At 48.1% G+C, this 15,344-nt stretch carries 13 protein-coding genes; 10 read left to right on the plus strand and 3 right to left on the minus strand.

The genetic code is table 11. The features are described from left to right. The first annotated feature begins 105 nt into the window (after positions 1-105). The 8 genes from KAI36_RS03760 (at position 106) to KAI36_RS03795 (ending at position 9,629) form a co-directional block, all read left to right on the plus strand. The gene (locus KAI36_RS03760) at positions 106-1,836 is read left to right on the plus strand and encodes a sensor histidine kinase (RefSeq protein ID WP_258297301.1); all 1,731 of its coding nucleotides are present in this window, start codon (positions 106-108) and stop codon (positions 1,834-1,836) included. After that, positions 1,814-3,373, plus strand: coding sequence for a response regulator transcription factor (locus KAI36_RS03765; RefSeq protein ID WP_076160626.1), 1,560 nt, complete (start codon positions 1,814-1,816; stop codon positions 3,371-3,373). The genes KAI36_RS03760 and KAI36_RS03765 overlap by 23 nt, the downstream gene beginning before the upstream one ends. Positions 3,374-3,546: 173 nt before the next feature. After that, a complete protein-coding gene (locus tag KAI36_RS03770; RefSeq protein ID WP_220026992.1) occupies positions 3,547-4,839 on the plus strand; it encodes an ABC transporter substrate-binding protein in 1,293 nt (430 codons plus the stop codon). Between the two features lie 237 nt (positions 4,840-5,076). Next, a complete protein-coding gene (locus KAI36_RS03775) occupies positions 5,077-5,985 on the plus strand; it encodes a carbohydrate ABC transporter permease (protein WP_023987015.1) in 909 nt (302 codons plus the stop codon). Positions 5,986-5,990: 5 nt separating this feature from the next. Beyond that, positions 5,991-6,830 (plus strand): carbohydrate ABC transporter permease, encoded by an 840-nt coding sequence (locus KAI36_RS03780; RefSeq protein ID WP_023987016.1) that lies wholly within the window; start codon positions 5,991-5,993, stop codon positions 6,828-6,830. Between the two features lie 112 nt (positions 6,831-6,942). Further along, the gene (locus tag KAI36_RS03785; RefSeq protein ID WP_220028046.1) at positions 6,943-8,055 is read left to right on the plus strand and encodes a rhamnogalacturonan acetylesterase; all 1,113 of its coding nucleotides are present in this window, start codon (positions 6,943-6,945) and stop codon (positions 8,053-8,055) included. Positions 8,056-8,127: 72 nt separating this feature from the next. Next, complete coding sequence (locus KAI36_RS03790; RefSeq protein ID WP_220028047.1) at positions 8,128-9,162, plus strand: glycoside hydrolase family 88/105 protein; 1,035 nt, start codon at positions 8,128-8,130, stop codon at positions 9,160-9,162. A 53-nt stretch (positions 9,163-9,215) separates the two neighbouring features. Beyond that, a complete protein-coding gene (locus KAI36_RS03795; RefSeq protein ID WP_076160638.1) occupies positions 9,216-9,629 on the plus strand; it encodes a sensory rhodopsin transducer in 414 nt (137 codons plus the stop codon). 94 nt (positions 9,630-9,723) lie between these two features. On the opposite strand, the gene KAI36_RS03800 is transcribed toward KAI36_RS03795, so the two are convergent. The 3 genes from KAI36_RS03800 to KAI36_RS03810 form a co-directional block, all read right to left on the minus strand. After that, positions 9,724-10,683 (minus strand): DMT family transporter, encoded by a 960-nt coding sequence (locus KAI36_RS03800; RefSeq protein ID WP_071559300.1) that lies wholly within the window; start codon positions 10,681-10,683, stop codon positions 9,724-9,726. A gap of 207 nt (positions 10,684-10,890) precedes the next feature. Beyond that, positions 10,891-12,207 (minus strand): glutamate-1-semialdehyde 2,1-aminomutase, encoded by a 1,317-nt coding sequence (locus KAI36_RS03805; RefSeq protein ID WP_269465967.1) that lies wholly within the window; start codon positions 12,205-12,207, stop codon positions 10,891-10,893. An 83-nt stretch (positions 12,208-12,290) separates the two neighbouring features. Then, positions 12,291-13,412 carry an LCP family protein gene (locus KAI36_RS03810; protein WP_023987022.1) on the minus strand — a complete coding sequence of 374 codons (1,122 nt, stop codon included), beginning with the start codon at positions 13,410-13,412 and terminating at the stop codon, positions 12,291-12,293. Between the two features lie 103 nt (positions 13,413-13,515). Here KAI36_RS03810 and KAI36_RS03815 point away from each other — a divergent pair, with 103 nt between their 5' ends. Continuing rightward, a complete protein-coding gene (locus KAI36_RS03815) occupies positions 13,516-14,556 on the plus strand; it encodes an ABC transporter ATP-binding protein (RefSeq protein ID WP_013308769.1) in 1,041 nt (346 codons plus the stop codon). Beyond that, complete coding sequence (locus tag KAI36_RS03820; protein WP_069081078.1) at positions 14,549-15,343, plus strand: ABC transporter permease; 795 nt, start codon at positions 14,549-14,551, stop codon at positions 15,341-15,343. Before KAI36_RS03815 ends, KAI36_RS03820 begins: the two co-directional genes overlap by 8 nt. Position 15,344: the final 1 nt, after the last annotated feature.

Here is a 15,344-nt window from a genome sequence, read left to right on the forward strand (position 1 = left end):
GCCGAATGACCAAGGCATGGGGTATTTTGTATGTTATAAAGGAGGCGACATTCACTGATTACCTACTTTAAAAGCGCTTACAAAAATGCTGGAATCCATCATAAAATGGTACTACTGATTACGGTGCTTATGCTGGTTAATTTTGCAGTTGTTGCAGTCATACTTAAGTACGTATTTCATATTTATGATAATCAAATGTACAAAAAAACATCCGAAGTACTCAATATTTCTTCAATCGGCATAGAAAATGAGCTGAAGGATGTGGAAAAAGTTACTTTCAAGGTAACAACGGACGAGCAGCTTCAACGTTATTTGCTGCAATTAGAAAAGGAAACGTCACCTTATGCCAAAATGGTGCTGCGTAAAAAAATAACGAATAGGCTCGTCGCCTTTGCCGGCTCTGAGACCTATGTCTATTCTATGATAGTAATCGATAAAGAGGGACAGGTCATGAGCGCGGGCAACCGCGAAGGTATTCCCCAAGAGCTTCGATCCACCCTGTCGGAGCTGGCAGACGAACATGACGGTTCCAATGCATGGTATGCGGCAGGCCATTCCTCCTTGCTGGCAGCTCGGCAGTTCAAATCCTTTACCGATTCCAATTTTACACTGAATGGGCTCGGAACGCTTGCGATTCGTGTGCGAATTGACCGGATTGTAGCGGATCGTGTGCAGACCTCCGGCCGTGACGGACAACTGATGATTACAGATGGAAGGCGGATGATTTATCCCGAAACACCACTTTTGAGTGAGAGTGATATTCAGGCCGAGCTTGGTCGGAAGCAGCCTTACGGGATTGCGACCTACTCAGGAGGGACCTTCTTCGCTGCTCAAATCAAATCCTCTTATACAGGTTGGACGTATTTGCATATGACCCCCTTCGATGATATGTTTCGCAGTATTACGATCATTAAAGAAGTTGTAAGCGCTATTTTTGTCATTATGCTTCTTATTGCATTGGCACTGGGGGCTAGGTTGTCAGGGAGCATTACCAAACCGATCGTTCAACTAATCCAGAACATGCGTAAAATAGAAAAAGGCGATCTCGACCGTTTGGAAGAAGAAGCACTTGGCGCGGTCCCCCTTTCTACACAGGATGAGGTAGGCTTGCTACATCGGACATATAAGAAAATGATTCGCCGCATTCGTGAGCTCATTAATGAGAATGTTGCCAAGCAGCTATTGCTGCGAGAAACAGAGCTAAAGGCACTACAGGCACAGATTAATCCACATTTTTTATACAACACGCTGGAATCCGTGAACTGGCTCGCCAAGGCCAATAAGCAGGATCGGATTTCAGAGATGGTGGAAGCACTTGCTTTTCTACTGCGCAGTGCGGTTAGTTTTGAAGAGCAGCTGATTCCGCTTCGAAAAGAACTGGATATTGTAAGGAGCTATGTAACGATCCAAAAAACACGTTTTGATGAACGTCTCATTTTCCATCTGGATGTCCCGGAAGAACTGATGGACGCGCAAATTCCGAAGCTAACGCTTCAGCCCTTGGTGGAGAATGCCATCCATTATGCGCTGGAGCCGCGGATTGAACCCTGTCGAATTGCTATTATTGCGAGAGAAAGCGAGGGGGCTCTGTTTCTGCAAGTTGAAGATGACGGACCGGGAATGACGCCTGATTTCTTGGAAAAGCTGCGGAGCGGGCAGGTCACGACTCGTGGACAGGGCATTGGACTTACGAATATTCAGGAACGGATTAACCTGACATTTGGTACACCTTGGGGGATAGAGCTGCATAGCGAGTCAGGAACAGGAACGTCGATTCATGTCTGTATTCCATATGTGAAAGGGGATCAGGGTCGTGTACAAGGTGCTACTGGTTGATGATGAGCGTATGATTTTGGAAGGCATATCACAGGTGGTTGATTGGGGTAAAGCGGGAACGAAATTGGTTGGTACGGCACGTAACGGGATTGAGGCTTATGATCAGATTCAGGCCAGCCCGCCTGACTTTGTGATTAGCGACATCTCTATGCCTGGACTAGACGGTATCGGACTGGTTGCCAAAACGACGGAGCACTTTCCAGACGTTCGTTTCATTCTGTTGTCTGGTTACAAAGATTTCGACTATGCCTGTCGGGCCATGCAATACGGGGTGAAGCACTACTTGTTGAAGCCATGCAATGAGCGGCAAATTCATGAGGCTCTGACCGAGTTGGGGCAGGAGCGGGAGGAGCAGGAAGAACGCAAGCAGTTTGTGAACCGGATGAAGCTAGATTTTCAGCGTATGCTGCCTCATGTGAAGGAACACTTTTTGAAGGAGTTTATTTCCTATAAAACTTACGGTAGCCGTGATATCGCATTTTATGAGCGGTTATTCGGACTTGAATTGCAAGATAAGCAGGTTCGAATGCTACTGCTGCGGGTGGAGGAATCCCATGAGCCGGAGCATTTGTTTGCATTGCAAAATATAGCGGCAGATTTAATGGATGATGTCTTGCTCAGTACGACCATGCAGGGGCAATTGCTCATCGTGCTGGAAAGCGAGGATGATACGTCACGGTTTATGAAACAAATTGAAGCGGTACGTGCGACATTTCATCGCTTTTACAAGCTGGAGGTAACGGTCGCAGTTAGTGAGTCGGATAGTATGCAGCATTCACGGGGGATGTACCGGGAGACACTGCATTGTATGAATCACCGTTTTTACACCGGGGAGGGTAGTCTGATTACGAAGGAGGATTTAGCGGCTGAGGATACCCGGGAGATGGCAGATTTGGAACTGGACGAGGAGAAGTTCGGTCTGCTGATCAAGGCTGGAAATACGGTGGAGGTTGCACAGGAAGTGGATCGGTTGTTCGGTATTCTGTCCCGTATGAAGCTGGAAATTTCCGTGACCCGCTCCTATGTGCTTCAGCTCTATGCCGCTATGATCCGTATATGCCCTGAAGAAGAGCGTGCGGCGTTTACGAGCCGAATGGTGGTGCTGGCAGAGCAAAAAACGCTGGCATGTCTCAAATCTTTTGTACAAGAAGCTGCCGAACGAATGACCGCAATATATTATAAAAGTAATGTGTATCGCCAATCTTCCACCGTTGATAAAATGATCACTATTATTGAGCAAAACTACAGAAAATCCGATCTGTCGCTGAACGGAGTGGCAGGTCAAATGCTGTATATGAATTCCGACTACTTAGGGAAGATTTTCAAAAAGGTGACGGGTGAAAACTTCTCCCACTACGTCAATCGTTATCGGATCGAACGTGCGGCTGAGCATATTCGGGAGACCGGAGACGTGAAGGTGTTTGAGCTGGCGGAATGGTTCGGCTTCGGCGGGAACGCGCAATATTTTAGCCAGGTGTTCAAAAAGTGGGCGGGTATGACGCCTTCCGAGTACATTAAATCACATGAACGGGGATGAGCGTATGGAGTCCCACTGTTTTTTAAACCCAGGAAACCTGATTTGTGTATTCCATTGTTTCTCTGCTTTTGGGAAAATAACAACAGGAGCTAATGTAAACGCTATCATTTACGTAAATGCGTTGTCACTCGTAATTTGGCTCCTTTCTAGAACAGTGAAAAGGGGAGAGATAGGTGGGCAAAAAGGGATGGTTTCTGATCATAGCTATGCTGCTCGTTTTGACGACGGCATGTAGCGGAGCGGACAGCGGCGGCAATTCGGGCACAAGTGCAGACGGGAAAGTAAAGTTACGTATCGCTTGGTGGGGATCGGATACGCGTCATGAATACACGCAAAAGGTCGTTGATTTGTATAAGCAGAAAAATCCAAATGTAACGATTGATGTGGAATATGCCTCTTTTGATGACTATTGGAAAAAACTAGCTCCGCAGGCTGCGGCTAATCAGTTGCCAGATATCGTGCAAATGGACATTTCGTACATTAGCCAATATGCGAAAAATGGTCAGCTGGAGGATCTCGCGCCTTACTTGAATCAAAAAATTCAGGTTGCTGATGTGACCGAAAATGTACTCAAAACCGGCGTAATTGCTGGAAAGCAATATGGTATCCCAACCGGTGTTAATGTTCTGGGTTTCCAGTATGACCCGGCGTTGCTCAAAAAAGCGGGTATAGACAAAATTCCTGACAACTGGACATGGGATCAATACAAAGAAATGGCTTTAAAGGCTGGTTCCAATAAAGTATACTTTGACAGCTCGATGGCTGCCGATATTTTCTTCCACTACTATTTGCGTACGCAAGGAAAGACTCTCTACAATGCGGAAGGAACAGGATTGGGGTATGACGACGATAAGCTGTTTGTTGACTTCTTCAGCGGATTGGCTGAGCTGATTAAGAAGGGAGCGACCCCGCCTCCTGAAATCATGAACCAGACCAAGGGGATTCTTGAGGAATCCGATATCGTAAAAGGAACAGGCATCGGTATTTGGCAGTGGTCCAATCAATATGTGGGCTTACAGCAGGTCGTTAACCGCCCAATGGCACTGGCTCCGATGTTTGGGCCGAATATGGAAAAAGGCGTATATATGCAGCCTACGATGTACTGGACGGTTGCTTCCCGTTCACAGGTGAAGGATGAAGCCGCTAAGTTTATTGATTTCTGGATGAACGATGTAGAAGCGAATAAATTGATTAAAGGCGAACGGGGCGTACCGATTTCCGCCAAAATCAAGGAAGCTGTAGCGCCGGAGTTGAGCGAGCCTACGAAGCAGGTGTTTGAATTTGTAGCTTCCATGGAGCCGAAGGCTTCTCCAATGAGCCCGCCGCCACCAGTCGGATCGCCGGAAGTGATTGCGACTCTGACCGATTATATTGAGCAGGTCAATTTCGGACAGATGACGGCTGAAGACGCAGCGGTCAAATTCCGGGCTGATGCGAATACCATCCTTGCGAATAACAAGCAATAATAAGCGCAATAAGGCCTTTGGATATCTGACAACGTTTTAGCATAAGAATCGATAGGATCGAAGGAACATCTCATTAAGTTAACCGTGCGTAGTCCAAAGCATGATTGCGTACGGTTGATTTGACGAACCAACTGCATAAGCACCCTCTGCAGACATCACAACATTATTCATATAACAACGAATTATTAACATTAAAAAGTATTGCTAATTCTTTAAATGCAACAGAAGGGAGGCTTGATGAGCTTGCGAAATCATCAGAGCTTGAAAGCCAATATGACCGGATATGCGTTTATCAGCCCGTTTATTGTGGGCTTTCTGGCGTTTACGTTAATTCCAATGTTTATTTCGCTGTATCTGTCCTTTACCACCTACAACCTGTTCACCCCGCCCAAATGGATTGGTTTGGGTAACTTCGAAAAAATGTTCACAGGCGACCCGAAATACTGGAATTCGATCAGGGTCACGTTTACGTATGTATTGGTCGGTGTACCGTTGCGACTGATTTTCGCGCTGTTTGTGGCTATGATTTTGAATACCAAATCGCGCATGGTCGGCACCTATCGGACAATGTACTATCTGCCATCCATTATCGGAGGTAGCGTTGCGGTATCGATTATGTGGCGGAACATTTTCAGTAATAACGGCATAGTGAACAGCCTACTTTCGACTCTAGGGGCGACTCCGGTGAAATGGTTTGGTGATCCGGATGCTTCGCTTACGATGCTGATTACCCTGTCCGTATGGCAATTTGGCTCCTCTATGCTGATTTTTCTGGCAGGTTTGAAGAACATTCCTGTTGAATTGTACGAGGCGTCCAGTGTAGATGGTGCTAAGCCAGTACGAAAATTTTTCAGTATTACGCTGCCGTTGCTTAGCCCCATTATTCTATTTAATCTGATTATGCAGACGATCAGCGCCTTTATGACCTTCGTCCCGGCTTATGTTATTTCTAAGGGTGAAGGAGGCCCGATGGATGGAACGATGTTGCATTCTCTGTATCTGTTCCGGCAGGCGTTTATGTTCAGCAACATGGGATATGCGGCAGCCATGGCTTGGGTCATGCTCATTATGATTGGGATACTGACAGCGATTTTATTTATAACCTCCAGATACTGGGTATTTTATGAAACGGAAAAGGGGCGCTGATAACGATGGCATGGAAAACGGTCAAATGGCCAATTTATCACATACTGGTTGCTGCACTGGCGCTCCTGATGCTGTATCCCGTTTTTTGGATGCTGTTCAGCTCGTTTAAAGAAAGTCGGACGATATTCGTCACGGCATCCTCGCTTTTCCCTACAGAATGGATCTGGCAAAACTATGTAACAGGCTGGAAAGGGACGACTGGCTACAACTTTGGCACGTACATTCTAAACTCGCTCACGATCGTGGTGATTTCAACGATTGGAGCCGTGCTTTCCTCCTCATTGATCGCATTTGGCTTTGCACGCTTGAAATTCAAAGGGCGTAACTTGTGGTTTGCTTTGATGATGGTGACGCTTATGCTACCAGGGGATGTGGTACTGGTACCGCAATATATTATTTTCACCAAGCTCGGTTGGATCAATACGATCTTACCGTTGGTGGTACCCTCCTTTTTCGGGATGCCGTTCTTCATCTTTCTGATGGTGCAGTTTATACGGACGATTCCAGCAGAGTTGGATGAAGCGGCGACGATTGACGGATGCGGCAAGTTCCGGCTGTATTTCAGAATTATTTTACCCTTACTCAAATCGTCGTTGGCTACAGCGGCAATCTTCTCTTTCTACTGGAAGTGGGAGGATTTGCTTGGTCCGGTACTCTATCTGAATTCGCCGGAGAAATATACCGTATCTATTGCACTCAAGATGTTCCTCGACAGCGAGTCGGCTTCCAACTGGGGAGGAATGTTCGCGATGTCTATCCTAAGCCTGCTTCCAGTTATCGCTGTATTCTTCGCATTCCAGAAGCAAATTGTAGAAGGAATGAGTACGAGTGGTTTGAAGGGGTAAGATCCAAAATCCATAGCGTGAGTTATGAAGCTTACGAGTGGAAATGGAAGGCATCCGGGTTGGTGCGATTGAATGGACGGGATTTGAGGGCGATGGCTGAGAGGTGAGTAAATTGTGGAAGTTTGATTTTGGTCCGGGGGAGCCTGCGGATGGCTACAAGGGAGTGTCTCCGGATTGCTTATATACAACTGAACAGGGCTATGGCTTTGAGACTACGGAGCATGTGTACGGTCGAAAAAGGCAGAGTGCAGCCAAGGATGCACGCACGCGGCTGCGAAGCAGTTTTTGTATTCCACTGAACGCTGCATTTGTTGCAGATGTGCCAGACGGGCTGTATCTCGTCACTATACTGGTCGGCGATTCGCAGGCTGAAACGCTCACGCGACTCAAGGCTGGTGAAGGCAAGCACATGCTTCCCCCAGTGCACACGCTGCCGGGCCAGTTCGCCGAAGCACTGTTTGCGGTGCCTGTCCGGGGTGGCAAACTGCGCCTCACCGTATCAGGCACCGCGCCACGGCTCAATGCGCTGGAGATTGCGCCAGCGCCACAGACCCTCCGGCTATTCCTAGCCGGAGATTCCACGGTTACGGATCAGGACGCATCCGGTTATCCGTATACTGGCTGGGGCCAGGCTTTGCCCGCCCTGTTCAAGCATGATGTCTGCGTGGATAATCATGCCGTATCGGGACGAAGCTCCAAAAGCTTCGTGGACGAAGGACGGCTGGGTGTCATTTTGGGCGAAATAAAGGCAGGAGATTTCCTGTTCATCCAGTTCGGTCATAATGATCAGAAGCCTGATCCGGAGCGGGCTACAGAGCCTTTTACAACCTACAAGGAGCACCTTCGCCTCTACATCGATGGGGCAAGAAGCCATGGGGCAACCCCGGTACTGGTCACGCCCGTACATCGTCGCTATTTTAGCGAGGATGGTACGCTATCTGACACGCATGGTGACTATGTAACAGCGGTTCGTGAGCTGGCGGAAGAAGCGAATGTACCGCTGATTGATTTGTCTGCCCGTACGCAGGAGTTATATGAGCAGATGGGTCCCGAAGAGAGTAAAGAACTTTTTATGTGGTTGCTGCCTGGTGAATACATGAACTTTTCCGGCGGCTTAGAGGATAACACACATTTTCATGAGAATGGCGCGGTTCGTATTGCAGACATGGTGGTGGATGCTGTGAAGGAACTGGATTTGCAACCGCTGCGCATGTATTTACGTTGAAGGACGACCTTTTCATGTACGGGCGTCAAGGAGGTAACTCACGTGAAACTTACCAAAGGGGGAGACGTGGAAATGCCTGCATTGATTTTTGATGAAGAACAAGTTAAGCAGGTGATCGACCGGGTAGTAGAACGCACCTTTCAAATGCACTACAGCTGGGATTGGCCGGGCGGAGTAGCCTTTTACGGAGTATGCGAAGCGTATGAAGCGACAGGGAACGAAAAGTATCTGACCAAGCTGAAAGAATGGGTTGACGAAAATATCGAGGATGGGCTTCCATCTCTCTCGGTGAACGGCGTTTCTGTTGGGCACTGTTTGTTGACGCTTTATCAGGCCACAGGTGAGCAAAAATACCTTGATATTGCTATCGAGATGGCAGAATTTTTGGCCAAAAAAGCGGAGCGGTTTGCCGACGGCATTTTCCAGCATACGGTGAACTCACTTCATGATGTATTTCCGCAGCAAGCATGGGCGGATACGATGTTTATGGCCGGTTATTATTTGCTGCGCATCGGTCATCTGTTAGGCAACAAGGAGTATTGGGAGGATGGGGTTCGTCAATATCACGGGCATGAAGAATTTTTGCAGGACCCGGATACGAATCTGTATTATCACGGATGGGATCATGCGAATCAAAGCCGGATGTCAGGAATATATTGGGCGCGCGGCAATTCATGGGCAGCCCTCACGATGGCAAAAGCGCTGAAACTTGTGGAGGTGCAGCATCCATCTTATATGATCATCGACGGCTCGCTGCGTGACCAGCTCAATGCACTGGTGCGGCTGCAATCCCCAGAAGGGCTGTGGCATACGGTGCTGAACGATGATACCTCTTATCTGGAAACCTCGGGCTCGGCAGGAATTGCGACCGCCTTGCTTATGCAAGGAAGATTGTTTAACAAATACACCCAAAAGGCGATCGAAGTTATTCTTTCCCGCATTAAGGACGACGGAACAGTAACGGGTGTATCCGCTGGAACTGCTGTAATGAACGATATTGACGGCTATCGAAACGTTCCATACAAACGCATTCAGGGATGGGGTCAGGGATTGGCGCTTGCTTTTCTGGCTCAACTATTGCGTACCAAGGAGAATCCGTACGGCTAGAAGAAGGGACATAGGGAAACGAAAGTATTCATAGGTCAAAGGAGGCCGATAGCATGGGAGATACTGAACTTTCTCAGGAGCTTTCTCATGAAAAAGTAGCTAATCAGCCGCGAGGCAGCCTATTCTGGGTCATCCCCGATGGGTATATTCCACCGGAAAGCCGGGGAGAGCTGCTCAGTCATGAGAGTATATGCGTGCTGAATTGTGGGAGCCGTGTGGCAAATCTGAGTATAGACATCTATTTTGAAGACCGCGAGCCATTGGAGGGATTGATCGAGGTGGTGGAAGGAAGACGAACCCGTCATATCCGAACAGCCTCGTTGGAGAAATCCGGCGAACGGATTCCGGTAGGTATTCCTTACGCAATTACGGTCACTAGCGATGTGCCCGTAATCGTACAATATAGCAGATTGGACGCGACACAGCCGGAATTGGCGTTAATGAGTGTCATGGCGTACCCTATCTAATGCGACGAAGACTAAGAAATGAAAAAAGAAATCTCTCGGCTGGAATTGCGCAGCTTGGAGATTTCTTTTTTTGCAGGCAAATGAGTGTCTATTTTTAGCCCGTTTTTTGTGATTTTGCCGAAGTTGTTTTGATTGGCGTGAAGTTTTTTCGCCCTCCGAAATTGGTACCCAACACGCCGATAATGATCATCACAGCCCCAATAATGTGATAGTAGGCAAGCTGCTCCTTCAAAATGTAAGCACCAGCAATCATGGAAATGAGGGTGGATAAATTGCCGATCACACTCATTTTGGAGGCTTCGATCCACTTCAAGGCAAAGCTCGATAACAGCGAGGTGACGAGGGTAGACAGAATGCCCAGATAAATCAGTGCCATCCAATAACCAGGCTTCACCAGTGGAGCAGTATAGGCGCTCATGGAACCGTCTATGGCATGATATCCCAGTGCCACCACGTTAAAAACGATACATCCCAAAATAGAGGTAACGTAGGTCAATTCCATTGGGTTGTACTTTTGTGTTAATGGTCGTGCCAGCACATTATAGCCGGATAGGCATATCGCAGAAAGCACGAGCAGAAGAATACCGCCATAGCTATTGGATGCTAGCGGTGCTCCGCTTTTCATCACAAATATAAAAACCACGCCAAAGACAGAGAGCAGTAAGGAAATCTTCTGGACTACCGTTGTACGCTCTTTAATAAAATAGGAAGCTAACAGCAGCGTAAAGATGGGAACGGTTGCTTGGATAATTCCACCTTCCGATGAAGAAGTGCTCATCAGCCCGAAGGCTTGCAGTGGAAAATACACTAATGGCGAGAGCAGCGCCAGTGGTAAAATGCGCAGAATGTCACGCATCTTGATGTTGATCTTGATCCAACCGAGCAACACGGGAATGGTCAAAGCGATAAATGACAGCGCAAAGCGGTGGGCGATCACATCCAGCGGGCTCGCCTCTGTGACTGTCAATTTTACAAATAAAAATGAAAATCCAAGTATAGCTGCATAGCTGAGAGCTGCCAGATAGGCGGCTCCATTTCTGGAACGACTGTTCATAATAAACCTCCGTAATAATGACCTTAACCTGTGGTTCTCTCAATATACCCGGATGGCATAACCTGATACAATCCATAAAACCTGCAACTGTACGGGTACAGTTGTGAAATGAAAAAAAGCCGGAACGAAGTCCCAGAGGTCGGATACCCATCCCTAAGACTACTTCCAGCTCTTATCCTATTCATATTCTATCACTTACTGCTTGGTTTACTTACCTTGTGACATCGCCCGGAACGAATCGTCCGCCGCTTCCAGCGTGGCATCCACATCTTCGTCCGTATGCGCTGTTGTGAGGAACCATGCTTCGTACTTGGATGGTGCCAGATGAATACCGCGATCCAGCATGTGACGGAAGAAGGATGCAAACGCTTCGCTATCCGTATCCTGCGCCTGCGCGTAATTCGTGATCGGATGATCACAGAAATGCGTCGAGAACGCTCCACGAATACGATTGATCGTCAATGGCACGCCGTAGCGTTCGGCAGAGGACTGGATACCGTCCGTCAGCCTCACAGCCAGACGTTCCATCTCTTCATACACGCCTTCCCCTTGAAGGACTTCAAGGCAGGCGATGCCTGACGAGATGGACGCCGGGTTGCCCGCCATCGTACCCGCCTGATAAGCTGGGCCGAGTGGGGCAACCTGCTCCATGATGTGCTTGCTGCCGCCGTAGGCACCAATCGGCAGACCACCGCCCATGATTTTGCCCAGCGCGGTCAAATCTGGCTGAATCGCATCATGGTTGTCCAAACCTGCATACGTTTGGGTGGAACCGAAGTGGAATCGGAATGCGGTAATGACCTCGTCATAAATGACGAGTGAGCCGTTCGCACGCGCCATGGAGCACAACCCTTCCAAATAACCGGGCTGCGGCATGACCATGCCGAAATTACCGACAATGGGCTCGACCATGACTGCCGCCACATCGTCGCTCCAACGCTCCAAGGCTTGGCGCAACGCATCGAGATCATTGAATGGCACGGTAATAACCTCACTCGCAATGTTGGTCGTAATGCCTGCGCTGTCCGGTATGCCCAGTGTGGAAGGACCGGAGCCTGCGGCAACAAGTACCAGATCCGAGTGACCATGGTAGCAGCCGGCAAATTTGATGATCTTGTTCCGCCCAGTATAGGCCCGTGCCACACGAATCGTCGTCATGACCGCTTCTGTGCCGGAATTCACAAACCGGACCTTGTCCATGGAAGGAATTGCTTCCTTCAGCATCTTCGCTAGTTTGATTTCCAATACCGTTGAGGTTCCGTACAATACGCCGTTCGCGGCCGCTTCGCTGATAGCCTTGGTAATATGGGGATGGGCATGTCCAGTAATAATAGGACCATAAGCCGCCAAATAGTCGATATACCGATTATCATCCTCATCCCAGAAATGAGCACCTTTAGCGCGTTTCATGAATACTGGAGCGCCGCCGCCCACAGCTTTAAAGGAGCGTGAAGGGCTATTAACGCCCCCGACAATATGCTCCAGGGCTTCTTTATATAGTGCTTCGGAGTTTTCCCGTTTCATCATCAAAAACTTCCTTTCCGTTCATTAAAATAGGGTATACACACGCCAAAGGGCAGCGTTCACGGCTGCCCCTGCATACATCATTATAGCTCTTTTTGACCTGTCTTTGTTGTTGATTGTGTGGAAGCATCCTCATTACTGGTTTTACTGCCCCCTGTAAAAGAAGCTTTATCCTTCTTGGTAGACGATGCACTGTCTGGCTGTTTCGTTTCGTTCTGATCCTTATTTTGTTCCTGTGTTTGTGCGGGTGGATTGTTAAATATATCCTGCACATACGTTTTCAGTTCTTCCGGATCGCGGACAGTAAGAACTGCCGCGCCGCCCACATTCTCTTCTCCGAGCATCTTCATCGGTGGAACCTGTTCGCTGCCTGCAAAGTTGCTTTGGTACCCCACATTTGCCAGCTTCCACATATCGTTAACACTGAGATTCGTGTCAATGAACGGGTTAACCTGCTCTAAAATATTCGGCAAGTTAGCGATGGAAGTCGTGGTCTGCATTTTCTGGGCTATTGCCTCCAAAAATGCCCGTTGCCGTCCTGATCGGGAGAAGTCGGACATTGCATCGTGGCGGAACCGCACATATTGAAGCGCCGTGTTTCCATCCAGATGCTGCATGCCCTTTTTCAAATCAATATCGTATTGATGTTTATCCGCATTACTTGTATAATGCATATCCTTTTCCACTTCAAAATCAATCCCGCCTACGGCATCCACCAGTTTGATAAAGCCCTGGAAATCCGTGTACACATAATATTGCACTGGGATGCCTAATAGATCGCCAGCCGTCTTCATGGCTGTGTTGGGTCCGTGAGTAATGGCGGTGTTAATTCGATTTTTTCCATAGCCGGGAATATCCACGTACGTATCACGCAAAATAGAGAACAGGTGGATTTTTTTCTTAACGGGGTCCAGCGATACGACCATCATGCTGTCTGATCGGGGAACTTCCCCTTTCTGGATACCGCGCCCATCGACACCCATCAGTAAAATGTTAACCATATCGGTACCTTCCCACTTGGGCGGTTCTGGCGTACGAACCTGATCGACCTGCTTAACATTTTTGAAGGGGGAGTTAGCGCCCTCTTTATGCAGATTATCCAGCTGATTATAAATGGATGTAAAATAGTACACGGCAAAGCCGACAATCGCGACGATTACCACGGCTAGAACCGACCATATCGTCCTTTTGGTTCTGCTTGTCATGGATGCTCTCCCTTTCGCTTTTCAGTTCATTACATTATAATTTCTTTTTGGAGCACAATCAATTTAACTATGGATTTTACAAATCCTGATTGAGAGGTATAACATGCTGGCAATTGATGTGCAGGATCTGCGCAAAACATTTAAGGTTCAAAAAAATCGCGAGGGCTTAAAAGGTGCCTTCCTTGATTTATTCGCCCGCGAATACAACGAGGTAGCCGCGGTCAAAGATATATCCTTCCGTATTCCGCAAGGAGAAATATGCGGTTATATCGGTGAGAACGGCGCCGGAAAGTCCACCACGATTAAGATGCTGACAGGCATTCTCGTGCCGACATCGGGACATCTCAAGGTAGGCGGTTATGTCCCCTATGAGGAACGCGAGAAATTTGTAGGCAACATTGGTGTTGTTTTCGGTCAACGCAGCCAGCTTTGGTGGGACATCGGTGTGATCGAGTCATTTCAACTACTGCGGAAAGTATATCAGGTTCCGGCTACGGACTTCAAACGTAGGCTGGATGAGCTGGTAGAGAGACTGCAATTGCAGGATCTGCTAAGCCGCCCGGTACGCAAGCTTAGTCTCGGGCAACGGATGCGCTGTGAGTTGGTAGCAGCCTTGCTGCACAATCCGTCCATTGTTTTTCTGGACGAGCCGACCATTGGGCTCGATATTATGGTAAAGTCCGAAATCCGCGAGTTTCTAAAGGACATGAACCGGGATTACGGTACGACTATTTTGCTGACAACCCATGATTTGCAGGATATTGAAGCGCTGTGCTCGCGCGTCATTATGCTGGATGATGGGAATATCATCTATGATGGTGGTCTGGAGGATCTGAAGGCACGTTGGGGTACAGGTCGAGAAGTACGGTTTCAGTTCGGCACACCGACCCAATTGGAGCAATTACAGGCATGGACTGCTGATATGCCACTGGCTTGGACGGCGGATAACGATTTGGCTGCCAAGGTATGGATTCCGCTTCATATTAATGTATCGGATGTGCTCGCAAGCGTAGTCGGTCGCACGGACATTACGGATATCAAAATCATTGAAACCAACACGGATGATATCGTCCGCAGTATCTATCAGTCTGGCTCGGCGGAACGCCAGGGCAATCCGGTAGTGGAGGCCAAAGTTCATGCTTAGCGTATACACCGATTTTATTCGTATCCGATTTCTCACGATGCTTGCGTATCGTGTGAACTACTATTCAGGAATCCTTATTTATTCCATGAATATTGGCGTGTATTATTTCACATACAAAGCGATATATGGCGATGCGGGTAGTATTGGAGGTTTTACCGCTGCTCAGATGACGACGTATGTTGCAGTATCGTGGATGGCGAGAGCCTTTTATTTTAACAATCTGGATCGTGAAATCTCGACGGATATTCGTGATGGAAGCATCGCAATTCAGATGATCCGACCTTATAACTATGTACTTGTTAAATTTATGCAGGGACTCGGTGAGGGAATGTTCCGTTTTCTGTTGTTTATGATTCCGGGCATGGCGATTGCGATGCTGCTGTTTCCGGTGACGCTCCCCAGTGATCCGGTAGCCTGGGTTGGTTTTCTGGTCATGCTGTTTTTCAGCTTTCTGATCAACACTCAGATCAATATTATTACGGGGTTAACGGCCTTTTTTATCGAAAATAATGAGGGCATGATGCGTATGAAGCGCGTAGTTGTAGATCTGTTTTCTGGGTTGATTTTGCCAATCAGTTTGTTTCCAGGCTGGCTGGCGACGATCGCCCAATGGATGCCGTTTCAGGCGATTACCTATTTGCCGGGCTCTGTATTTACGGGACGTGTAAAAGGCGTTGGTATCTGGAATGTACTGGGTATCCAAATCATTTGGCTGGTCGTTCTGCTCGTGCCGATGATCATCATTTGGCGACTGGCGCGCAGACGTCTGTTCGTGCAGGGAGGGTAAG

This window comes from Paenibacillus sp. S02 (genome assembly GCF_019454065.1).
Taxonomy (GTDB): Bacteria; Bacillota; Bacilli; order Paenibacillales; family Paenibacillaceae; genus Paenibacillus; species Paenibacillus polymyxa_B.